We start from the raw sequence: 20,457 nt of genomic DNA on the forward strand, positions 1-20,457 counted from the left end.
CGTCTTCCAGCACTTTTATTTCCTCAGCAGACGCACCGATGTAAAAGCCCAGCAGCGCTACTTTAGTGTAGAAGGCTGCCTCCAGCTGCTCCAGGGCATAGGCATAGTTGAGGATGCCGATGTCCCCGCTGCCCAGGTTCACCTTATTAGGAGAGTTCGGGTTCTTTGGCGGAATGTATTCCTCCAGCATTTCGCAGCCGGAGAGCAAAATAGCGGAAGTGGCCAGTGCGGCCCCGCTGTATTGTAAAAAGGACCTGCGGGACTTGCTCAGCCCCTCGTCCGGCCCGTGGGCTTTCCCTTTAAACTCGGTAAACTTTAACATACTTATCGATATTAAATTAAAAAATTACTACTTTAAAAATTTTTTCATCCAGTTATTAACTAAGCTATTTAAAAACTTAAATTCTTTTAATATTCTAATAAAATCAATAATAATATTTTAATATAAGGCACATACCACTCTATCTGCTGCTTGTCGTATATATAAATTAGACAAGCAGCAATCTCGTTACAACCACAATAGCACAACTCCTGATTATTTGTTTTGTTATATTAAAAGTACTTACGTAGAACTACTTACGCTTGTGCAGCTGAATATTTAAATGTAGCATCATAATACAGGGTGTAAGCATCGAAACAATGAGTGAGTACTCATTATTACTTAGAGAATAAGAAATCCAGATACCTAAGCCAGCAAAAAAAACAGGTTTTTAACACATTAAAAACGAAGGGAAGTTCAGCTCTGGGAGAGCTTAAGAAGAGCATCTGCTTCGTGTCGCCTTCAGGAGTTTAAAAGTCTTTGATTTACTTCGGTACCGACGCAATCGGAGCGCGCCAGATTATGTCTGTGTATCTTCTATCAATTCCACTTTTACATATCAATTCCACTTTTACAGCAACACCAACTCTACTAGTTAAACCCTTCTGCCTCATTCGTAGCTTGTGTTAGCTGCGTGCATCTTAAATACAGCCAGGCAAATCATATCACTTGGTAAGCTCTTTGCACAATTGCTTTGTAGCTTAATAGGGTAACAAAAAGATAACCACCGCTTTCCCGATTTTAACAGGATCTTATGAGTAAAGCATCAGAATAGATGTATATTTGTGTTACCATCCCATCTTATGATTATATATAAAAACGGATTAATAACCCTTGACTATACTCCTGCCACAGATGTATTGAGTGTAGAGCTACCTGATGCCGTCACTTTTGGGGTGCCTGAACTGGAACGTTCTTTAGAAGTTGTAGCTGAGAATGTACAAGGCTATGACATAAAAAACCTGCTGCTGGATAGTAGCCAGGTGGAAGTTGGAGGAATAGATGACGCTTCCTATAAAATATTAGTGACGAAGTTCATTTCTGACTTAACGAAGGCACGGTTACAAAAACTGGCTCGCCTTAACACTGCTGTCCATTCTTATGAAGAACGGGTAGTGTCAGTCGCCAGCGAGGCAACACAAAAACATAACTCCCCCTTCGAAATCAGGACGTTTAACAGCAAAGCGAATGCACTTAACTGGCTCCTGGGGCAGTAAAAGCAAGCTGTTTGGTCTTCATACACGTTAATTGTAGTATCATCTGACGTAGCCTCGTTCTTTTTCTTGCCTGAAGTTACTCTAGCTAACTCATCCCCTGTTCTACATATCAATTTTATTTATTCCTTTGCGCCACAGGCATCTTTTTAGAATCTTATAACAGGTATAAGCTTACTATCCCTCTTTGCCTCTGGCTTATGAAATATGACAGGTAAGAGGCACTCAATGCAAAGAATATACTGCCTTGATACCCATCTAAATATTTAAATTTTTATAACAATAGTACCATATTTAAATAATCTACGTATCTTAGTTAATATGTATTCGCTTTTATGTGGCTTGTGGAATGGGAAGTTCTATATCCTTAAGGAACACCTATGTGTTACCTGAAAACATGTTCGAATTAAAGAAAGTCTACCTCCATCTCTGGATAGACCTTCATGTGAAACTGATGTATACGGAATGGTTACGGGAGCCTGCTGCGGAAGAATACAGGGAAGGGTGTGAACTGTTTGTTATGCTGGTAAGGGAGCATGGTGTGGAATGTTGGATAGCGGAGTCAAGAAAACTGGTGGGGATGCCCATACACGTGCAAAGCCCGGTCCTGCTACAGTTAGCCCCCTCCCTGGTGGGAAGCTCTCTAAAGAAACTGGCACGTATTATAGATACAGATTTGCAGAGTATAGCCATGTTTGAGGATATTTCCAACGGGCTCAAGGAAAGTCATCAATCAACTATCGAACTCGAACAATTCATTTCCTTCGAAGACGCCGCAGACTGGATAGGAATGATTCGCGGATAAGCCCCGGAAGTTGAATTGACAGCCCCCCTGTTCCAGCAGCGCCTGGAAAAAGAAGCTCATACCTGCGCTCAGTTTACTTCTCTGAAATTGATAACAAGTAAAAGTTGCCCACTAAAATAACCTTTAGACAGCTTGAGAATAAAAACGATACCCGGTTTTCATTAGAGGCAACTTTAGGCATTGTCAGAGCAACACAGCACAGGCGTTTATTTCTTTATGACCGGGATAATCGTTACCTGAGATGAATTGATCTGGCATAAAACAATCAGCACTTACACTTGAGCAAATCACCCCCAAGGCAAGTGCTGACTGATCTCTAATCTGGTCTCTGCCGCTAACTCCTTATGCAGGGTTAGCACTGATGTACCGACTCATCTCCTCCCCAATCCGCATCAGGTCAGTTGTTTCCTCTTCCGTAAAATCATAGGGTACAGGTTTGGCTATTCCCAGGGTGCCATACAAATCCCCGTTAAGCAGCATTGGTATGGCAATAGAGCCTTCTACCTTAGTTTCCTTTGCCGCAGGCCGGGCCACCCCTGAATCGTCTGTCTGCAGGTTGCACATTTCCACGGGCTCTTTCCGTTCTGCAGCAATGCCGGCCATACCTTTGCCTATTGGTATGGAGTTCATTTTTGGAAGTAAAAAAGGCGGTATGCCCTCGTGCGCCTTCAGTTCCAGTTGCCCGGTGCCTTGGTTCAGTATGTGTATGGTTCCGGTGGTGCAGTCAAAGGCATCGATAATCTCGATCAGGAGCTGCTGCCAGTCAACAGCAGCGTCTCTGTTCTGAAGAGTAGTGAGGATGGTGGAGTTTTTAGAAAGCATGGCGTTTTATTAGGTTATAGATTCAGTTAAACTCTCAAGGAGTGAAAACCAGAAACAGACTTCCCGTTGCTGGTTTTCTATAATATCAGGTACGGTAAAATGTTATGGGCCGGATAAAAAGCGGTCCTTAAGAGAGCTTGTGTAAACGAAAAATCGGTTTGCGAGCTTATGCTTTGCTGGAATTAAAAAGGTGTAGAACCGGGGCAGGAATCTACGCCAACTTTTCCACAGATTGTAGAATATTTCCACACTTTGTAGCATATCCAACACAGTTAGAAAGTTACACCATACATCATTAAATCCCTGCTTACTCTTCCTAATCGACTAAAAAGTAAACAGTTAATTTTTCGAATATAGTTTTGGCACGATTCTGACAAGTAAGGAGTATGTACGCACCATAAAACTATGAAAAAAACTCCTTTTTTAGCAGCATCCATCGCCTTATCCGGATTCGCTTTCCTTGATGCCGATGCTCAGTCTTCTTACCAGCAAACAACAGTGCCACAGCAGGAAGAAAAAAAGGAGAAAGTAACTCAAGACCAGCTCCCGGAGCCTGTTAAAAGTGCTCTGAAAAGTGATACTTATAAAAATTGGTCAGTAGGAGACATAAATAAAGTTGTTCGTGCTGAAGGCACGTCAGTTTATGAGGTGACCATGACCAATGCACAAGGCCATACCGGCGTTGTTTTAATGAATGAAAAAGGCGGAGACGCCTCTAAAGATTAGTGAACGAATAGGTAATCCTATTGTTTAAAAGCCTCCGCTTTGCGGGGGCTTTTTTTTGTTCTCACCGCTTTGCCAGGCAACGGATTCCTATTTTTGTTTCGCTGCTCCGCGTCCTTCTTGCCTAATAGATTAGGCATTCAGCTTTATCTTTTCCCGGGCAGGCAAACGAGAAAATCAAACCTTTCATGTTTGTCTGGGAATACATGATGCGGATTAACCTCCGGAGCAGGCACACGTTATGAAACAAGAGCTATTCCCACCTAACACTTTTTTGAACAGCAGACAGTTTACGTGAAGCACTTTTTAGAAAAAGCTCGGCAAATACTGAAAGACACCAAGAACAACTTCAGGGGAGACGAGCCTGTTGTGCACAGTGCTGCCATCGCATTCTTCACAATTTTCTCCCTGCCTGCCATTTTAATCGTTCTCACATTTATTGGTTCCGTTTTTTTCAGAGAAGCAGCAGTAAGGAAAGAACTGATAAAAGAAGTAGAAGATATGATTAGTGTGAAGGCGGGCAACCAGGCCAGCACTGTTCTTGAAAACATGCTGGATACTCCTGCCGGCTTCTGGGGAATTCTGATAGGTATTATAGTGGTGTTGCAGAGTGCATCTGTTATTTTTTTTATGATGCAGAAGGGGCTGAACGCTATCTGGAAAGTAAGGGTAAAACCTGGAGTAAATTTTTTCAGGCTCCTACTGCACAGGCTTATTCCTTTGGTTATGATAATAGGCTTGGGCTTGCTGCTAGCCATTAGCCTGTTACTCGACACAATTATTGCTATGTACAGCGAAGATCTGCAGAATGTGTTTGAAGCTTATTTCACGCCGGCTGTTCGCACTGTAAACACCATCTTTTACCTTTCGGTGGTTCTGATCTTTTTTACAGCGGTTCACAAAGTTTTACCCGATGTCAGGGTCGGCTGGAAAGATGCACTGGCAGGCGGAGTAATAACGTCTGTGCTTTTTCTGATAGGCAAGCAAATCATCAACTTTGTTTTAAGCAATGTACAACTGATTGGCGTTTATGCAGCCGCAGGTTCGCTGGTTGTTTTGTTGCTGTGGGTTTTCTATTCTTCCATAATTTTACTTTTAGGCGCAGAAGTAACTAAATCGTACGCCAAAAACCATGGCAGGGAAATTATTCCAAAGGCAATCGCCATAAAGTATAAAAAAATAAGCGGAGAGGAAAAATAAGCAGGCCACAAGAAACCCAGACTTGCAACTAACCTCCTGATTAACCATTCCTTGTATCCAGAACAAAAAGCTTGTACAGGTGACGGCTCCCTGCTTCTGCTTCACCCAATAATCCGTTTCTCTTAACAGATTGCTGCAGTTGCTAGTCTGGGTGGCACATATACTCTTTTTCAAAACAATAAGGTAATTGCACGTACACTACTCACAACGCACTCACTTAATCAGACGCGTTACATAGTGCTAAAATTTTCCTAACTCAAAACCAACCATGAGCAAGCAAGAAAACATCAAGACACAAGAACAATTTGGCGAAGCGATTAACAGCGGCAACCTCGACAAATTTAAAGATTTAATGGCGCCAAATGTACTTGATCACGACCCTGCACCTGACCAGGGCCCGGGACCAGAGGGATTTATCATTTTCTTCAAGACTTTCCGCACTGCATTCCCTGATTTAAAGGTAGAGGTAGACCAGATGGTAGCAGACGAAGACAATGTGTCTATTGCCTATACTGTTACAGGTACTCACAAAGGGGACTTTATGGGAGTACCGGCCACAAACAAAGCAATCAGTGCCCGTGGCGTGCAGATTGCCCGGTTTGAGAATGGCAAAATAGTAGAGCGCTGGGGCAGTTCTAATGAACTCGGCATCCTGAAGCAGATTGGCGCCAGCGTGAAGGCCTGATAATTTAGATTAAAATATCAGTTATAGTTGGGCTTCTCCTAAAGAGAAGCCCAACTCTTTTCTACTGACACCTGACTTTTGTGCTGGTAAAAAGAGGCCGGTATAGGAGTTAGCCTCCATTGCAGAAAAAAGTAGATTGGCCATGCCCATTCTTCTTTCACCATCAATGCTTGTTCCTCTCCTTTCTGCTACATCTGCCACTATAGAGTCTTCATCTGTCGCTGTCAACTCCTGCAGCCTGCTCACCCCTGGCAGGCAGAATCCTTTGGGTTGTGGGCTTTTTCCTTTAATTTTGAAGATTGGTGGCTATGGTAAAGGCATATTTACCAGAATAGCTCAGCCCTGGAAAAGCTGCGCCACTTTTTATTAGAGAATGTATGATGACTAACGCAAAAGCCCAACCGGGCTTAAAGGAGAATGCCGGACAGTTCTGGCTGCTGATGTTGATAACCGGTTTTATTGGGGCAATGGTGGGGCTGGAGCGTGCCGTAATACCTAAATTCGCCGAAACCGTATTTGGACTGAATGGCCATACTGCTATACTTTCTTTTATTGTCGCATTTGGCCTTTCTAAGTCTGTAGCCAACTTACTGATGGGGCAACTCTCCCTGCGTTTCACGCGCAAGCAGTTGCTGCTGGCCGGCTGGCTCTTTGCGTTGCCTGTTCCCTGGCTCCTGCTCTACGCCAACAGCTGGTGGTGGGTGCTGCTGGCTAACCTGCTGCTGGGCATCAACCAAGGCCTTGCCTGGACCTCCAGCATTGTGATGACTCTGGACATAGTCGGCAATAAGAATCGTGGCCTGGCTATGGGCATCAATGAGTTTTGCGGGTACCTGGCGGTAGGGCTTGCCTCCTTTCTGGCCGGCTACATTGCCTCCACAACCGGCGATGTGACATACGCCTTCCTGCCGGGTGTTGCCTTTTCCATTGCAGGTGTGCTGCTTGTATTCTTTGTAGTGCACGACACGCACGCACATGTGCAGGCAGAGGCCGCAAAAAGCACTGTGCGCTTATTGCCAAGCGTTTGGAAAGACACTACCTGGCGCCACACTAACCTCGGCCCCGTCACGCTGAACGGCTTTGTAACAAAAATAAATGATGGGGTGCTGTGGGGGCTGTTGCCACTGGTACTTGGCACGAAGGGCTACTCACTGGTGGAAATAGGGTTTCTGGCTGGTATATACCCTGCTGTCTGGGGCATCGGACAGCTTTTCACAGGCAGGCTGGGTGACTCCTGCTCCAGAAAGCAATTGCTATGTGTGGGTATGATGGTGCAGGGAGTAGCCATAGCCACGCTCTACTTCATGAACTCCTACACCATCATGTTGTTTGCACTTGCAGCAGTGGGTGCCGGAACAGCTATGGTCTACCCTACTTTCCTGACCCTGGTAGCAGATAACACACATCCCAGCCAACGTTCGCAAAGCTTGGGCATATTCCGGTTCTGGCGCGATTTCGGGTATGTGGGAGGTGCCGTAGCAGCAGGTTTGTTCAGCGACCTGTTCGGGGCGGAAGTTGTGCTGCTGGGCGCTGGCATACTCACTGTCGGCACCGGTTTGTTTTCAGAACTACGCATGCAGCAACAACCAAGTATGTTTGTTCTGCAGCCTGCTGTTCAGGAAAGCAGAGAAGTCTCACCTAAGGAAAGATAAAAGACAAAGCGCTATAAAATTGTACCTGCAGCAGCATCGTGCAAACGTATGTTTATATACATAATGCTGTTAAATGCAATTACCTGAGGGAAGAGTGACGCTGTTTTTTTATGAGTTCGGAGCTGTGCCTGTGCTTTGTGTTGTGCAGCAGCCACCTGGCTTTGGCACCTTTATTGTTTAAATTTTTATTAATAAGTGAGGAATGAGCCGGTTTTCGATACAGATTTCTTTGCAGCCTTTTCTCTTCTTTCTCCGTTATAAAAGAGGTACTCATTCGTCTAAACCTATTTTTAACCCAATCCTAAAAACTCCGATTATGGTACTAATTAAGAAAGGGACTATTGCCGCTGCGTTTGTAGCAGTATCTATGTCTTTTGGTCATGCTGCTTTCGCGCAGCAGGCAACAGCTCCTAAAACAGAACAGCAGACGGCCTCAAAATTCTCTGAAGCTGATTTAAAAAAGTTTGTAGAGGCCAATACAAGCGTTACAGAAATACAGAAAGCAAGCCGAGACTCGTTGGTTGCCGCTATCGAGGATGAAAACCTGACAGTGGACCGGTTCAACGAACTGGCAAAGGCGCACCAGGCACAAAAGCTGGAAGAGGTAGCTGAAAACAAGGAAGAGATTTCAGCCTTTAGTAATGCAGCGCAGCGCGTTGTAAAAATGCAGCCTGAAACAAAGGAAAAAATACAGGCAGCCATAGAGGAAGAAGGCATAACGGTAGAGCAGTATGAAAAAATTATGGCTGCCTATGAGAAAGACCCTGCTGTGCAGGCTCAAATACAGGCAGTGGTGAACAAAGAATAAAAAACCAACTTTGGTCTTCTAATAAAAAAGGAGAAGCACCGGTTTAGCTGAACCGGTGCTTCTCCTTTTTTATTTCTACACAAGTAACAGATTGTACCTGGTGGTCAGGCGCATCAGACTACATGGTGCGCTCAAACCCGGGCGCATCATTCCCGTTTGCTAACTAAACCGTTTCGCTTACAGCACCTTTACCAGCGGATGGCTCAAATAATGTAGAACCAACCAGAATCAATAAGACATGCAGCCTCTGAAATCGCAGAAAAAAGACCAGCCAAAGCAGCTATGGTGGAAGACTGGGATCATCTATGAACTATACATCCGCTCCTTTCAGGATAGTAACGGCGATGGAGTTGGAGACCTGAAAGGCATTATAAGCAAATTAGACTACCTGAAGGACTTAGGCATCGACTGTATCTGGGTGACGCCCTTCTATAAATCGCCTATGAAAGACTTTGGGTATGATGTGGCTGACTTTACCAGTGTTGATCCGCTTTTTGGCTCCATGGAGGATTTTGACAAGCTGCTGAAAGAAACGCATGCGCGGGGCATGAAACTGATAGTGGACCAGGTGCCCAACCATACCTCAGATCAGCATGCCTGGTTTAAAGAGGCACGTTCGTCGCGCGACAACCCGAAGCGGGACTGGTTTATCTGGAAAGACGCCGGTGAAGACGGGAAAGAGCCAAACAACTGGCTGGCCATGTTCGGGGGCAGCGCCTGGGAGTGGGACAAAGAAACAGAGCAGTACTACTACCACGCCTTCCTAAAAGAGCAGCCCGACCTGAACTGGCGGAACCCGGAAGTACACCAGGCCGTGCTGGAAGAAATGCGGTTCTGGCTGGAGAAAGGGGTAGATGGGTTTCGGGTAGATGTGATGTGGCACCTGATAAAGGACGAGTACCTCCGCGATAACCCAGACAACCCGGATTACAAAGAGAAAGAACCGACTTATAACCGATTACAGCCTGTTTATTCTACCGATCAGCCGGAGGTGCATGATGTGGTAGAACTGATGCGCGACCTCACAGACGAATATAATGAGCGGGTACTGATCGGAGAAATATACCTGCCCACACACCAGTTAGTCACCTACTACGGCCACGACAACCAGGGGGCCCAGTTACCCTTCAACTTCCTGCTGCTAACCATGGACTGGGACTCTAAAAAGTTTGCCATTGCCATAGACAAGTATGAAGGAGCACTGCCAAACGAGGGCTGGCCAAACTGGGTGCTCGGCAACCACGACCAGTCGCGGCTGGCCACCCGCATAGGACCTGCACAGGCTCGCGTGGCTGCCATGATGCTGCTTACCCTGCGCGGCACTCCCACCCTTTATTATGGCGATGAAATAGGTATGGAGGACGTGAACATACCTAAAGACGAAATACAGGATCCGCAGGGGCTCATGATGCCGGATAAAGACCTCAGCCGTGACCCTTATCGCACACCCGTGCAGTGGGACGACAGTAACAACGCCGGCTTCACTACCGGTGATCCATGGTTAAGGCTATCAGACAATTACAAGAAGCTAAACATAAAAGCGCAGCAAGACGACCCGGAATCGATGCTCTCGCTGTATAAAAAACTAATTGCCCTTCGGAAAAAAGAACCTGCCCTGCATTCAGGGCTTTACAGGCCAGTATACTCTGATCAGCAACTGCTATCCTATATCCGGGAAGGGGAAGGAAAGCGCTTTCTCATCATCCTGAATCTGAGTGACAGGGATTGCCGGTTCTCTTCGGAGCGCTTCAATTTCAAAGGCACCGTCTTACTCGCACTTCATGCTGAATCCGAAGGGCAGAAAATGAATAAGTCCATTGATATAAAAGGAAATGGTGGCCTTATCATAGAACTGGAGTTATAGAACAGAAAATGGCGCAGGAACAGCATCTGCTTGGGATAGCGCCTTAATACCATTGTCCGCACAAGCTAAACATGCGTATGTTTTCACAGAGGCTTTGTTTATGATAGCCTTTACTTATTTTTACTTTTTACAACTAAAAAACAACTATGGAATATAGAAGATTTGGCCGCACGGGCTGGAACGTAAGCGAGATTGGGTATGGCATGTGGGGTATGGCAGGATGGACGAATTCGGACGACGATCAGTCAGACCGCTCCCTAGACATAGCCGTGGAAGGCGGCTGCAACTTTTTTGACACTGCCTGGGGCTACGGCGCCGGCAAGAGCGAAGAAATCCTGGGCCGCCTGCTGAAGCGCAACCCGGACCAGCGGCTGTACGTGGCCACCAAAATCCCGCCTAAAAACTTCAAATGGCCCTCTAAGCCAGACTATAAACTGGAGGATTGCTTTCCGGCGGACCACATTATAGAATACACAGAGAAGAGCCTGAAAAACCTCGGCGTAGAAACCATAGATCTGCAGCAGTTCCACGTGTGGGAAGATGCCTGGGCTGACAACGAAGAATGGCAGCGGGCCGTGGAGAAGCTGAAAGCAGACGGAAAGATCCAGCATATGGGCGTGAGCGTGAACCGCTGGGAGCCTGAGAACGTGCTGAATACCCTCCGCACCGGCCATATTAGCAGCGTACAGGTTATCTACAACATTTTTGACCAGGCACCGGAAGACACGCTGTTCCCGCTTTGCAAAGAGCTGGATGTAGCCACCATTGCCCGTGTTCCTTTTGATGAAGGTACACTGACCGGAACGTTTACAAGAGAAACCACTTTCCCTAAAGATGACTGGCGCAGCACTTACTTTGTGCCGGAGAACCTGAACTCCAGCGTAGAGCATGCTGACCGCCTGAAGCCACTCGTACCGCAGGGGATGACAATGCCTGAAATGGCTTTGCGATTCATCCTGAGCAACCCGGATGTAAGCACCACCATTCCTGGGATGCGCAAGGCCCCACACGTAAAATCAAATCTCAGCGCCAGCGACGGAAAAGGCTTGCCAAATGACCTGCTGGATGAACTGAAGCAGCACCGTTGGGACCGTGAGCCAACAGCGTGGTCGCAGTAGTAAGCGTAGCGGCTGGCATACCAGCCGCTATAGCTCTTACAGGCAAAATTTAACTGCGCCTTTATACTGAACATAATTAATGCATCGGAAAGGCCACTGATAAAAATCAGGGGCCTTTCCGATGCTCTGTATCTCATGAAAGGTCATTTACATTTTTTCTCAGGACAATCACACTGCTTGCTGATATAATGCTAAACAAGTACAGAATCTCCGCTCTGCCGTGTGCTTGCAAACTGGCTGTTGGTTAAAGACAAAGCAAGAACGGCTTCATCGGAGTACTACCATCAGAAGCTCAACCCAAGCTTTAATCCGCCTACAACACGCACACCGGAATAGCCGATGTCGTAGGCATTTACAGCATACCTGATAGCGCCATAGTCGGAGGAAATGGTGCTGTTCGTATACCCAAACCCGATGTACAGATCCACCAGCATCGGGTCCATAAGGAAGGGCCGTTGTACTCCCATCGTAGCGGTTCCTTCCCAGCGATTGATCTTCTCGCTAAAATGCTTTTCTCTGTATTTGTAAACCTCCAGACCAAAATCATCCTTTTGCTGCAGCCAACCATGTCTTACAAACCCTACATCAAAATAGTGGTAGTTTACGCCATATGCAAAGTATACCCCATCGTGAGGAGTCTCAGAGGAATAAACGCGGTGAAGTACTTCTGCTCCATACCCCTTTACCTCGCCCTCCTGCTCATCACCGCGCTGTGTAAAAGCACCGAGAATGCGTGTTGAACCTGCGTAAAAGCGAGGCGAGAAAACTATACTACGGCGGCTGCCTGCATCAAGGCTCTTCTCCACATCCACGTGTATGCCCTTAAAGAGTAAGTGCTGGGGACTGAACCTGACACTGAGCCTGCCTAACTGAATGGCATCTGTTTGCGCAGAAGCAGACTGGAAAAGAAGCACACCAATGCAACACAAAAAACAAGGGAGGTATTTTGTAACATTTAAGAGTATGAAAGCGAAACGAAATACTGTAACAAATTTGGGAGCGCACTACAATGCTCCATAATAACATTGCAGGCGATTATAGCATCACAAAACATAAGAAGAGCCGAAGACCTGATAACAGGGTCTGCTTTGCCTATGATTCAGGTGTCACATCAATTTTGCTGAGCAACTCTATGGAATTATCATTGTAAGTATACTGGTAAAAACCATCGCTGCCGATCACGAGCAGGCGCCCATTATCCGGAATAACATCATAGGCATTAATCTTGAAATGCTGGTTCAGTTGTATATCCGTCACATCAATTGCATCATATACCTTCAATCCATCGTCGCATACAAAAAGCAAATTTCTGTCTATGCCGAGCCCATTCGGATTGGTCATGTTGTATGCCTTCACCAGGAAAGGATTCTGCACGTCCTTTATGTCTACAATGTCCAGTTGGTTTACGGCTGCATTCGTGCAGGTTCTGCCGGTTCTGAGGGTAACATAGGCGTAGCGGCCATCGGTCACAACAGGGTCGCAGGAGGTAACGTGCTCGTACAGCGACAGCATTTGCGGAGACGCCGGATTCTGGATGCTCATTATGTACATCCCTCTCTGGGTGCCAATGAACAGCATGTCCCGGAAGGAGATATTAATGCCTTGAAATCTGGAATACTAAAAAGAATCTACTTAAATTATAAACTCAAGAGGAACAACTTCTATACGCGAGCATGAAATGAAAAGCACTACACAGAGCACCCTTTTTCTATTTTTTGTTTTTTTCACTGTACTTGCCTTCCCCGGATTCTCTCAGCAGAAACAGCTAGGCGAATTTGAAGGCAATACTGATGTTGGCAGAGTACTAAAACCTGGCGCCTCAACCTATAACCCGAAGACCCAGCAGTACGAGGTATCTGGCTCAGGTTACAACATCTGGTTTGACAGAGACGAGTTCCATTACCTTTGGAAGCGGATGACCGGAGACTTCATACTTTACACCCGCGCCAAATTTGTGGGTGAAGGCGTGGACCCGCACCGAAAAGTGGGTTGGATGGTGCGCGCCAACCTGGATGAAAATTCGCCTCATGTGAATGCGGTGGTGCACGGCGACGGACTTACTGCGCTGCAGTACCGCGAGGCTAAAGGCGACAGCACCAAAGAAATCCGCTCTGACCTGACTGGCGCAGATGTGATTCAGTTGGAGAGAAAAGGCAATACCTATACCATGCGCGTCGCTGAATTCGGGCAGCCGTTTGTGACGGAGGAGGTGCGCAACATAAATTTAGGCGATGCTGTGTATGTCGGGTTGTTTGTGGGCTCACATAACAAAGATGTGCTGGAGCGGGGCATTTTCCAGGATGTGCGCATCACGGTGCCGGCCCCTGACGACCTGGTACCCTACCGGCAGTACCTGGGCAGTAACCTGGAGATACTGGACGTGAGCACCGGCGACCGCGAGATTATCTATACTTCACCCAAATCGTTACAAGCCCCGAACTGGACCCCGGACGGAAAAACCCTCATCTACAATTCCGATGGCCTCATCTATACTTTTGACCTCGCCACCCGACAGCCGAAACAGCTGAACACCGGTAAGGTTACGAACAACAACAACGACCACGTACTGTCTTTCGATGGCAAGATGCTGGGCCTGAGCAGTGGTGTGGAGGAATTGGGCGGCTCTATCATCTATACTGTTCCGGTAACAGGAGGAACGCCAAAGCAGATTACGCCGAGAGGCCCCTCCTACCTGCACGGCTGGTCGCCGGATGGCAGAACGCTTACCTATACAGCAGAGCGTAACGGGGAATGGGATATTTACACTATACCCTCAAAAGGCGGCAAGGAAAAGCAAATGACAACCGCCAAAGGGCTGGATGACGGATCCGAATACACACCTGATGGTAAGTATATCTACTTCAACTCAAACCGCAACGGCCCCATGCAAATATGGCGCATGAAAGCAGACGGAAGCGAGCAGGAAGCGGTTACGAATGGCGAGTTCCATGACTGGTTCCCACATATTTCACCGGACGGTAAGTCAATTGTTTTCCTCTCGTTTCTGAAAGAGGAAGTGGAGCCCGGCGATCATCCCTTTTACAAACACGTGTACATCCGTATGATGCCGGTAAGTGGTGGTGAGCCCAAAGTGATTGCTTATGTGTATGGTGGCCAGGGCAGTATCAACACCCCCTCCTGGTCTCCGGACAGCAAGAAAGTGGCCTTCATCAGCAACTCAGATTTAATTAAAGCACCAGCTAAATAGGTGGGGCTATTCGTGTAAATTACACAGCTGCATTCACCTGTTGAGTGAACAGGCAAGATCAACTATAAAACATTTTCAGAAGTGTATCTAAACATAAATTCCATGAACACAAGACGCGATTTTCTTAAAAGCTCAGGTGCTTTGGCACTGGGGGCGCTCCTTTTACCCAATTTAGCGGCTACAGCCAAAGGACCAGCCAAGATGAATAACGTGGGCATACAGCTTTATTCAGTTCGCAAGGAAATGCTGGCTGATGCAGTGGGCACGCTAAAGCAACTGGCAAAAATCGGCTACAAAGAGCTTGAGTCTGCCCGCAGTGAGAAAGGGCTATACTATGGACTGGAGCCAAAGGAAATAAAGAAGATAACAGAAGACCTGGGCATGACCCTGCGTAGCGGCCACGTAGGCATTGACAAGGACTGGGATAAAACGGTAGCCGCCGCCGCTGAGACCGGACAGGATTACCTCATCTGCTCCTCCCTCCCATCTAGGGGGCAAACCGTATCGAACTATAAGCATGTTGCAGACATTTTCTCTAAAGCCGCCGAGGACTGCAAAAAAGCTGGCATGATGTTCGGCTACCATAACCACGAGTATGAGTTTGAAAAAGAAAACGGGCAGGTACTGTACGATGTACTGCTGGATGAAACAGACCCGGAAATGGTGAAGATGGAATTAGATCTGGGCTGGGTAATCTTAACCGGTAACGATCCGGTGACCTATTTCGAAAAGTACCCGGGTCGTTTCCCGCTCTGGCACCTGAAGGACATGGATAAAGTTAAAAGGCACAGCACCGAGTTTGGAAAAGGCGCCATTAACATAAAGCGTATGATGCAGAATGCAGATAAATCTGCGATGAAGTACTTCTTTGTGGAGCAGGAAGAGTACGCTGGCACTGCCATGGATAGTATGAAGCATAACTATAATTTCCTGCAGAAAATGAGCATGTAGAAAATAACTCTTTTTCCTGTAAGAGAGTCTGAGAACAAAAAGCCCCTAACCTTCATCTAAGGTTAGGGGCTTTTTGTTTTATTTAAAATTCCAGTTTGGCAAGCAGATTAAATATCTGAATAGGAAGTTGGATGCAGCAGGTGAATATCGGCATGCGACACGGTATTGGCGTATTGCGGATCAGAACTCATTTTTTTCCACTCCGGATCCTCTCCGAAAGCCTTCCAATGCTTGTCCCTCTCTTCCATGTTCTCAAAAGAAGTCATGTATATCAGGTTCGGCATTTTACTACCAGCTAACACTTTACCGTAGAAAACAGCATTAAAGCCCAGCCTGTCAAAAAGCTTGATCTCGCCGTTGTTGAACATAGCTACCTTGTTCTGGTACAGTTTTTCCGTAGCTGCTTCGTAGCTGCGCAGTTCGTATATCTTGTCCTGTGGTGCAGACTTCAGCTTTGGAGTGTTTACACCACGCATACCGGTAAAACCCTCCATCAGAATAGTCTCGAAGCGATTGTACATCGGGTTGTTGTGCGGCGCATCTATATAGTCTTTCGCGGCGGCGGTGTATTGTTTGTCTTTCGCCAGCGTCTCATCCAGTTTATAAAACTGGTCCGGAGAGGCAAGTGGGATAAACACATAAACGAGTTGCTCTGTGGGTGCAGGAGTGTTGCTCTTATCGGTTTCAGCAGGCTTAAATACACCTACCTTGCTGATGCCCGCACGATGCAGGGCCGGGAGGTAAGCATTTTGCAGGTATTTATCGAGCCGTTCTTCCTGGCTCTTGTCTTTCAGGTGGAAAATCTTTAACTGATGAATAGTAGGTTTAGATGTCTGGCTGAAGGCAGGCAGTGCATTAACCACCCACAGCACCAGCAAACAGAGAGCAAAGAGATTCAGTTTTTTATCTTTCATGTTGAAGTAATTGATATTTATTTAATCAGTACGTTACTAAAGCTCTAATCTAAAACATAATCAGGAATTATCTAAAATTAAGTCTACAAGGTTAAACTGGCGGCAATTAAACCAATACAAAAAGTATGAATCAGTGCTGGAGGTAAGACCGCTGTTTAAAAAGGGATGACGTAATGGCCAGGCTGAGCAGACCGGCAGAAATTGAAACCACGATAAAATTTATCAGGTAGGAAAGATGATGTCCAAATACATACCTCAGGATACCGATAGCACAGCCTACTAAAGTAAAAGAGATCCAGTAACGCAGCTTTTCACTTGTCCTGACTTTTTGGCTTTTTACCGGCAGCACTGGCAACAGGTAATAGGCGTACAGTACTACCAGTAAGCCTAATACAGAATTGGATAGTTGCAGGAAGGCAAAAATCTTCATTCTAAACTCCCCAACCGACAGGTACGCTTTAAGAAACGGAAGCCACCTTACTACCCTGCCATCCATGTGCGTAAAGGCGTCCCATGCTATATGTGATAACGTGCCGATTATGATAGACAGGATAATGACCAGATAGTGGTTGCGAAAGTGGCTGACCCAATCAAAACCCCTGAACCGGATTAAGCGCTTCTGAAAGTATGCAGGCAGGTGATCAATCAACACATCCCGGACAACGATGTGAAACAGGAAAGCGAGAACCAGTGAGAGCGGAAGGTTAAAGTAGAAAATGCTTCTCCAGGTATGGCTGAAGGAATCATGAGCACTCATGCGGATGAACTTCTCGAAGTCCGGCGCCATGCTGCCAATGATCAACCCGGTCATAGACCTCCATCTATCAGGAAAATACTTAAAGGGCAGAACAACTGCAGGATGTGAAAATGTAAAAGGCATTTTTAATTGGATGGAAATTGGGCCTTGGCAGGATGGAAGTGCTTAGTTTGTTAATCCTAACTCTGTTAGGAAAATAAAATTGTGCTCTAAATCACTCAGGAACCTCCACATAGACTAAATTCTTTTACTTATGCTGCCTCTACCATGTCCTAAAACCATTCGCTTTGCCTGGGAAAAACCAACCCTTGCTTCCCATAGTTGCCTCTAATGGTTGGTTGTATGGCCAAAGCCTATCAAGTAGTGCCCACTTATACAGGGAGGAGCAGCAGTATTATGTTCTTTTATCCGTCTAATTCTTTAAAACCAACATATCTTTGCTCTATGGTTACCGATGACAAATTGCATCATCTGATACAGTGGTCAATCATTTAACTGCTAAGAATATTATAATAATTATAGCTACAGCATGGTACTCACAAAAGTTTGCAAAGGTTTCGACGCGCTTACCTCGTATGAAATGTATGAGATGCTTCGGCTTAGAAGCGAAGTGTTTGTGGTGGAGCAAAACTGTGTGTTCCTGGATCAGGATAATAAAGACCAGAAATGCCATCACATGTTGCTCTATAATAACAACCAGACACTGGTGGCTTACGCCAGGTTGGTACCACCGGGTGTGTCTTACGCTAACGAAATGTCCATTGGCAGAATCGTGACAAGTTCAGAGGTGAGAGGAACCGGCGTTGGGAAACAATTGATGAAAATTGCTATTGCAGCGTGCTTTGATTTGTTTGGAACAGGTTCTATAAAGATAGGTGCCCAGCTCTATGCAAAGGAATTCTACAGTGCGTTTGGCTTTGCGCAAAGCGGCGAGGTGTATGACGAAGATGGCATCGATCACATAGAAATGACCAGGCCGTAAAAATGCACCTCTTTTAAATCTGAATAAAGAAAACACTATGGAAAACGCGCAAGCTGACCCAAACATTCTGCTCGAACTTGTGAGGCAAAAGATGCCTTTTGGAAAATATAAAGACACCCTGCTCTGCGACCTCCCTGTGCACTACCTCGAATGGTTTTACAAAGAAGGCTTTCCTCCCGGTAAACTGGGCATGCAACTGGCAACTCTCTTTGAAATCAAGACGAATGGATTAAACTATCTTCTGGAGCCACTGAAGCGGCAGGCAAAAAGAAGACAATAAAAAAAGGAGCAGGCATGTAGACTACGGCTGGTTCATGTAAGTAGGAGCAGGATATGGTATAATAGCAAAAGCCCTTAAGCTCCTTCCATAAATAAGCCTATTTTATGCGTTGGCACGGAGTGAATGAGTTTCCAGTCTTTGGGTTGAGCGCCTGGGGGTAGGAGCCCTTTATTTGGATATTTTTAGGTGCCGCGGGAGCGGCAGCGCCCTAGAGAGCACCGACAGACAAAATGGAACATTACTGTGCTGGCACTGGATGAACTGCCACTACGGCAGCTTAGACAGAAAAAGTTCTCATTCCTGTGGAACACTCTTTATGTGAATTGGTATAAATCATCCTGCATTTTGAAAAAGACAAGGTATAAAAACCAGCAAAGCCAGCAGATAATTCCGCTGACTTTGCTGGTTGTAAAGAATTTCCGGGATCATAAATTAGCTTCTACAGGTTCATTCTCTTCATCTCTTTTACAGCATAATCTACTGCACGGGCAGTAAAGGCCATATAGGTAAGTGAAGGATTCTGTGTGGAAGTGGACGTCATGCTGGCGCCGTCTGTTACGAATACGTTCGTGCACTCGTGGAGTTGGTTCCATTTGTTCAGCAGAGATGTCTTGGGGTCTTTTCCCATTCTCACGCCACCCATCTCATGTATATCCAATCCAGGGGTTCTGTCAGAGTCCATTGCCTGGATGTTAGTGAAGCCGGCATGCGTGAACATCTCCGTCATCTGCTCCAGGTAATCCTTTGTCATCTTCTCGTCATTCTCATCATAGGCCACAGATATTCTGAGCTGCGGCATGTCGTACGGGTCCTTTTTTGATTTGTCGAGGGCAACGTAGTTACTTTCTTTCGGGATAGTTTCGCCCATCATGTGCGAACCAACAGACCACCCTCCCAAGGAAGGGTTCAGCAGACTGTTCTTCAGGCTCTCACCCAAACCGTCCTGGTTCGTGACATTGTTACGCCTGGCATTGAAGCCAGCCGCATAGCCTCTCAGGAAATTCGTCTCCTGCTTGTGCACATTTCTGAAGCGCGGAATATACGGGCTGTTTGGTCTGCGTCCATCCGTGGTAGTATCCAGGTGGCCGTCGTATTCAGCAGACACTCTTGCTTTGTAGTTATGGAAGGCGATATACTTACCCATCAGTCCGTTGTCGTTGCCGAGACCGTTCGGAAAGCGCCTGGAGGTAGAGTTCAGCAGGATGAGGTTCGTGTTCAGCGCAGCGGCATTTACAAAAATGATTTTGGCATAAAACTCCATCACCTCTTTTGTGTTGGCATCAATTACCCGCACGCCGGTTGCCCTGCCTTTTTCATCGTCGTAAATAATCGAATGCACTACTGAGTCGGGGCGAAGCGTCAGGTTGCCTGTTCTGGCAGCCCATGGTATGGTAGAGGCATTGCTGCTGAAGTAGCCGCCAAACGGGCAGCCTCGCTCGCAGATGGTGCGGTGCTGGCACTGCGCCCTTCCCTGCTCCAGGTGAATGGGCTGTGGCTTTGTGATGTGCGCCGCGCGTCCCATAATCACCTGGCGGTCCTTGTACTTCTGGGCTACCTGCTTCTGAAAAAAGGATTCTACGCAGTTCATTTCATGCGGCGGAAGGAACTCACCGTCCGGCAAGTGGGGGATGCCATCTTTGTTACCGGAAATACCGGCAAACTTCTCCACATAGCTGTACCATGGTGCGATGTCTGCATAACGGATAGGCCAATCCACAGCAAAGCCGTCGCGGGCCGGGCCCTCAAAGTCGAAGTCGCTCCAGCGCTGCGTCTGTCTCGCCCACAGCAGCGACTTCCCTCCTACCTGGTAACCGCGAATCCAGTCGAACGGCTTTTCCTGCACGTATGGGTGTTCCGCATCTTTCACAAAAAAGTGCTCAGTGCCTTCGTAGAAAGCATAGCACTTACTCACAATCGGGTTCTGGTTCTTTACCTCGAGCGGTAGCTGCCCCCGGTGCTCAAACTCCCATGGGTTTTTAGTGGTGGTAGGGTAATCTTTTATATGCTTCACATCCTTGCCCCGTTCCAGCACCAGGGTTTTAAGGCCATGCCCTGTCAGCTCTTTTGCTGCCCAGCCACCGCTGATTCCTGACCCGATTACGATGGCATCAAAGGTCATGTCTTTTACTGCGTCTATTGCTAAATTTGCCATTTT

At 46.7% G+C, this 20,457-nt stretch carries 21 protein-coding genes; 13 read left to right on the forward strand and 8 right to left on the reverse strand.

Annotation, left to right across the window (positions count from 1 at the left end):
• Positions 1-322 (reverse strand): ferritin-like domain-containing protein (locus ACFS7Z_RS14865; RefSeq protein WP_377485948.1); only part of this gene is annotated, 322 nt, incomplete at its 3' end.
• Positions 323-1,122: 800 nt separating this feature from the next.
• Between ACFS7Z_RS14865 and ACFS7Z_RS14870 the strand changes: the two genes are divergently transcribed.
• Together ACFS7Z_RS14870 and ACFS7Z_RS14875 are read left to right on the forward strand one after the other, a co-directional pair.
• On the forward strand, positions 1,123-1,536 hold the full coding sequence (locus ACFS7Z_RS14870; RefSeq protein ID WP_377485950.1) for a hypothetical protein: 414 nt from the start codon (positions 1,123-1,125) through the stop codon (positions 1,534-1,536).
• Between the two features lie 394 nt (positions 1,537-1,930).
• Complete coding sequence (locus ACFS7Z_RS14875; protein WP_377485952.1) at positions 1,931-2,338, forward strand: hypothetical protein; 408 nt, start codon at positions 1,931-1,933, stop codon at positions 2,336-2,338.
• A 342-nt stretch (positions 2,339-2,680) separates the two neighbouring features.
• Here the strand turns inward: ACFS7Z_RS14875 and ACFS7Z_RS14880 are convergent, their stop codons facing one another.
• Positions 2,681-3,160: a GAF domain-containing protein gene (locus ACFS7Z_RS14880; RefSeq protein WP_377485954.1), complete on the reverse strand. Its 480-nt coding sequence runs from the start codon at positions 3,158-3,160 to the stop codon at positions 2,681-2,683.
• A 405-nt stretch (positions 3,161-3,565) separates the two neighbouring features.
• Here ACFS7Z_RS14880 and ACFS7Z_RS14885 point away from each other — a divergent pair, with 405 nt between their 5' ends.
• The 3 genes from ACFS7Z_RS14885 (at position 3,566) to ACFS7Z_RS14895 (ending at position 5,768) form a co-directional block, all read left to right on the forward strand.
• Positions 3,566-3,886, forward strand: coding sequence for a hypothetical protein (locus ACFS7Z_RS14885; RefSeq protein ID WP_377485956.1), 321 nt, complete (start codon positions 3,566-3,568; stop codon positions 3,884-3,886).
• Between the two features lie 291 nt (positions 3,887-4,177).
• Complete coding sequence (locus ACFS7Z_RS14890) at positions 4,178-5,083, forward strand: YihY/virulence factor BrkB family protein (protein ID WP_377485958.1); 906 nt, start codon at positions 4,178-4,180, stop codon at positions 5,081-5,083.
• A 268-nt stretch (positions 5,084-5,351) separates the two neighbouring features.
• Positions 5,352-5,768 carry an ester cyclase gene (locus ACFS7Z_RS14895; protein WP_377485960.1) on the forward strand — a complete coding sequence of 139 codons (417 nt, stop codon included), beginning with the start codon at positions 5,352-5,354 and terminating at the stop codon, positions 5,766-5,768.
• 21 nt (positions 5,769-5,789) lie between these two features.
• Here the strand turns inward: ACFS7Z_RS14895 and ACFS7Z_RS14900 are convergent, their stop codons facing one another.
• A complete protein-coding gene (locus ACFS7Z_RS14900) occupies positions 5,790-6,014 on the reverse strand; it encodes a hypothetical protein (RefSeq protein WP_377485962.1) in 225 nt (74 codons plus the stop codon).
• A gap of 131 nt (positions 6,015-6,145) precedes the next feature.
• Here ACFS7Z_RS14900 and ACFS7Z_RS14905 point away from each other — a divergent pair, with 131 nt between their 5' ends.
• From ACFS7Z_RS14905 to ACFS7Z_RS14920, 4 genes are all read left to right on the forward strand, one after another.
• Positions 6,146-7,420, forward strand: coding sequence for an MFS transporter (locus ACFS7Z_RS14905; RefSeq protein ID WP_377485964.1), 1,275 nt, complete (start codon positions 6,146-6,148; stop codon positions 7,418-7,420).
• A 316-nt stretch (positions 7,421-7,736) separates the two neighbouring features.
• Positions 7,737-8,228 (forward strand): DUF4168 domain-containing protein, encoded by a 492-nt coding sequence (locus tag ACFS7Z_RS14910; protein WP_377485966.1) that lies wholly within the window; start codon positions 7,737-7,739, stop codon positions 8,226-8,228.
• 238 nt (positions 8,229-8,466) lie between these two features.
• Positions 8,467-10,092, forward strand: coding sequence for an alpha-amylase family glycosyl hydrolase (locus ACFS7Z_RS14915; RefSeq protein WP_377485968.1), 1,626 nt, complete (start codon positions 8,467-8,469; stop codon positions 10,090-10,092).
• Between the two features lie 146 nt (positions 10,093-10,238).
• Positions 10,239-11,210: an aldo/keto reductase gene (locus ACFS7Z_RS14920; protein WP_377485970.1), complete on the forward strand. Its 972-nt coding sequence runs from the start codon at positions 10,239-10,241 to the stop codon at positions 11,208-11,210.
• A gap of 284 nt (positions 11,211-11,494) precedes the next feature.
• Here ACFS7Z_RS14920 and ACFS7Z_RS14925 read toward each other — a convergent pair whose 3' ends face one another.
• Both ACFS7Z_RS14925 and ACFS7Z_RS14930 read right to left on the reverse strand, forming a co-directional pair.
• Complete coding sequence (locus tag ACFS7Z_RS14925) at positions 11,495-12,124, reverse strand: hypothetical protein (protein WP_377485972.1); 630 nt, start codon at positions 12,122-12,124, stop codon at positions 11,495-11,497.
• A 178-nt stretch (positions 12,125-12,302) separates the two neighbouring features.
• Positions 12,303-12,752 (reverse strand): hypothetical protein, encoded by a 450-nt coding sequence (locus tag ACFS7Z_RS14930; protein WP_377485974.1) that lies wholly within the window; start codon positions 12,750-12,752, stop codon positions 12,303-12,305.
• A 136-nt stretch (positions 12,753-12,888) separates the two neighbouring features.
• Here ACFS7Z_RS14930 and ACFS7Z_RS14935 point away from each other — a divergent pair, with 136 nt between their 5' ends.
• Both ACFS7Z_RS14935 and ACFS7Z_RS14940 read left to right on the forward strand, forming a co-directional pair.
• Positions 12,889-14,418: a biopolymer transporter TolR gene (locus ACFS7Z_RS14935; RefSeq protein WP_377485976.1), complete on the forward strand. Its 1,530-nt coding sequence runs from the start codon at positions 12,889-12,891 to the stop codon at positions 14,416-14,418.
• A gap of 102 nt (positions 14,419-14,520) precedes the next feature.
• Positions 14,521-15,369: a sugar phosphate isomerase/epimerase family protein gene (locus ACFS7Z_RS14940; protein ID WP_377485978.1), complete on the forward strand. Its 849-nt coding sequence runs from the start codon at positions 14,521-14,523 to the stop codon at positions 15,367-15,369.
• 107 nt (positions 15,370-15,476) lie between these two features.
• Here ACFS7Z_RS14940 and ACFS7Z_RS14945 read toward each other — a convergent pair whose 3' ends face one another.
• Both ACFS7Z_RS14945 and ACFS7Z_RS14950 read right to left on the reverse strand, forming a co-directional pair.
• Positions 15,477-16,283, reverse strand: a complete 807-nt coding sequence (locus ACFS7Z_RS14945; RefSeq protein WP_377485980.1) for an NIPSNAP family protein — start codon at positions 16,281-16,283, stop codon at positions 15,477-15,479.
• 130 nt (positions 16,284-16,413) lie between these two features.
• On the reverse strand, positions 16,414-17,163 hold the full coding sequence (locus ACFS7Z_RS14950) for a DUF4184 family protein (protein ID WP_377485982.1): 750 nt from the start codon (positions 17,161-17,163) through the stop codon (positions 16,414-16,416).
• 406 nt (positions 17,164-17,569) lie between these two features.
• On the opposite strand from ACFS7Z_RS14950, the gene ACFS7Z_RS14955 reads away from it, so the two are divergent.
• Together ACFS7Z_RS14955 and ACFS7Z_RS14960 are read left to right on the forward strand one after the other, a co-directional pair.
• On the forward strand, positions 17,570-18,022 hold the full coding sequence (locus ACFS7Z_RS14955) for a GNAT family N-acetyltransferase (protein WP_377485984.1): 453 nt from the start codon (positions 17,570-17,572) through the stop codon (positions 18,020-18,022).
• Positions 18,023-18,059: 37 nt separating this feature from the next.
• Positions 18,060-18,302, forward strand: coding sequence for a DUF3820 family protein (locus ACFS7Z_RS14960; RefSeq protein ID WP_377485986.1), 243 nt, complete (start codon positions 18,060-18,062; stop codon positions 18,300-18,302).
• 439 nt (positions 18,303-18,741) lie between these two features.
• Here ACFS7Z_RS14960 and ACFS7Z_RS14965 read toward each other — a convergent pair whose 3' ends face one another.
• On the reverse strand, positions 18,742-20,454 hold the full coding sequence (locus tag ACFS7Z_RS14965; protein WP_377485988.1) for a GMC oxidoreductase: 1,713 nt from the start codon (positions 20,452-20,454) through the stop codon (positions 18,742-18,744).
• Positions 20,455-20,457 lie beyond the last annotated feature (3 nt).

The organism is Pontibacter toksunensis, from assembly GCF_042686245.1.
Classification (GTDB): domain Bacteria; phylum Bacteroidota; class Bacteroidia; order Cytophagales; family Hymenobacteraceae; genus Pontibacter; species Pontibacter toksunensis.

Excerpts from the sequence above, each read along its gene's own strand:
- ACFS7Z_RS14935 (WP_377485976.1), top strand. The coding sequence starts at position 12,889 with ATGAAAAGCACTACACAGAGCACCCTTTTTCTATTTTTTGTTTTTTTC.
- ACFS7Z_RS14955 (WP_377485984.1), top strand. The coding sequence starts at position 17,570 with ATGGTACTCACAAAAGTTTGCAAAGGTTTCGACGCGCTTACCTCGTAT.
- ACFS7Z_RS14905 (WP_377485964.1), top strand. The coding sequence starts at position 6,146 with ATGATGACTAACGCAAAAGCCCAACCGGGCTTAAAGGAGAATGCCGGA.
- ACFS7Z_RS14940 (WP_377485978.1), top strand. The coding sequence starts at position 14,521 with ATGAACACAAGACGCGATTTTCTTAAAAGCTCAGGTGCTTTGGCACTG.
- ACFS7Z_RS14895 (WP_377485960.1), top strand. The coding sequence starts at position 5,352 with ATGAGCAAGCAAGAAAACATCAAGACACAAGAACAATTTGGCGAAGCG.
- ACFS7Z_RS14915 (WP_377485968.1), top strand. The coding sequence starts at position 8,467 with ATGCAGCCTCTGAAATCGCAGAAAAAAGACCAGCCAAAGCAGCTATGG.
- ACFS7Z_RS14930 (WP_377485974.1), bottom strand. The coding sequence starts at position 12,752 with ATGAGCATCCAGAATCCGGCGTCTCCGCAAATGCTGTCGCTGTACGAG.
- ACFS7Z_RS14965 (WP_377485988.1), bottom strand. The coding sequence starts at position 20,454 with ATGGCAAATTTAGCAATAGACGCAGTAAAAGACATGACCTTTGATGCC.
- ACFS7Z_RS14960 (WP_377485986.1), top strand. The coding sequence starts at position 18,060 with ATGGAAAACGCGCAAGCTGACCCAAACATTCTGCTCGAACTTGTGAGG.
- ACFS7Z_RS14910 (WP_377485966.1), top strand. The coding sequence starts at position 7,737 with ATGGTACTAATTAAGAAAGGGACTATTGCCGCTGCGTTTGTAGCAGTA.
- ACFS7Z_RS14875 (WP_377485952.1), top strand. The coding sequence starts at position 1,931 with ATGTTCGAATTAAAGAAAGTCTACCTCCATCTCTGGATAGACCTTCAT.
- ACFS7Z_RS14870 (WP_377485950.1), top strand. The coding sequence starts at position 1,123 with ATGATTATATATAAAAACGGATTAATAACCCTTGACTATACTCCTGCC.
- ACFS7Z_RS14880 (WP_377485954.1), bottom strand. The coding sequence starts at position 3,160 with ATGCTTTCTAAAAACTCCACCATCCTCACTACTCTTCAGAACAGAGAC.
- ACFS7Z_RS14885 (WP_377485956.1), top strand. The coding sequence starts at position 3,566 with ATGAAAAAAACTCCTTTTTTAGCAGCATCCATCGCCTTATCCGGATTC.
- ACFS7Z_RS14950 (WP_377485982.1), bottom strand. The coding sequence starts at position 17,163 with ATGCCTTTTACATTTTCACATCCTGCAGTTGTTCTGCCCTTTAAGTAT.
- ACFS7Z_RS14920 (WP_377485970.1), top strand. The coding sequence starts at position 10,239 with ATGGAATATAGAAGATTTGGCCGCACGGGCTGGAACGTAAGCGAGATT.
- ACFS7Z_RS14945 (WP_377485980.1), bottom strand. The coding sequence starts at position 16,283 with ATGAAAGATAAAAAACTGAATCTCTTTGCTCTCTGTTTGCTGGTGCTG.